Genomic DNA, 768 nt, shown 5'->3' on the forward strand with positions numbered 1-768 from the left:
GCGCAGAGGTAGAGCTTGCCCTCGCCCGTGTTGTGCTCGGTGATGTCGGTCAACCACAGCTTGTCCAGATCCGGAGCGGTGAACGCCCTCCGCACCCGATCGTCATGCACTGGTGGTCCGGCCTTCCGGGTCAGGCCCCGTTTCTTCGCGTGCAGTGACCAGAGCCGCTGCTGCGAGCACAACCGCCAGACACGCCGCTCCGAGACGAGCAGGCCGGCTGCGTGGAGGTCGTCGGCGATGAACCGGTACCCGAACGTCGGGTCGTCGCGGTGCGCGTCGACGGCGGCATTGGTCAGGTGCGCGTTCTCCCAATCGCGGCGGCTCACCGGGTTCCTCCGCCATGCATAGAACGCCTGCTTCGTGAAGCCCAACACCCGGCAGGTCACCGCGACCGGGATCCGGTCGGCGGCGAGTTCAAGGACCAGCGGGTACATCATTTTGGGAGATGGGCTTGGGAGAGATACGCGGCAGCACGGCGGAGGATCTCGTTCTCCTGCTCGAGTAGCCGGTTCCGTTTCCGCAGTTCTCGCAGCTCCACGTTCTCCACAGTCGTGACGCCCGGCTTGACGCCATCGTCGACGTCGGCGCGGCGGAGCCAGTTCGTCACCGTTCCCTCAGATATCCCGAAGTCCTTCGCCACTTGATGCAGCGGGATCTCGCCCCGGCGGGCAACCGCGACCACATCGCGTCGGAACTCCTCCGGATAGGGCTTGGCCATGATCGACATCCTTCCACCGAGGACCAAGTCCTCAGAGGTCAGGAGTCAAC

The 768-nt window shown here is 65.2% G+C and carries 1 pseudogene; it reads right to left on the bottom strand.

The features are described 5' to 3' along the window. Positions 1–718 (bottom strand): annotated as a pseudogene (locus tag ITJ69_RS20655) (transposase); the annotation flags it as partial. Between the last annotated feature and the right edge of the window lie 50 nt (positions 719–768).

This window comes from Curtobacterium sp. VKM Ac-2887 (genome assembly GCF_015350935.1).
Classification (GTDB): Bacteria; Actinomycetota; Actinomycetes; order Actinomycetales; family Microbacteriaceae; genus Curtobacterium.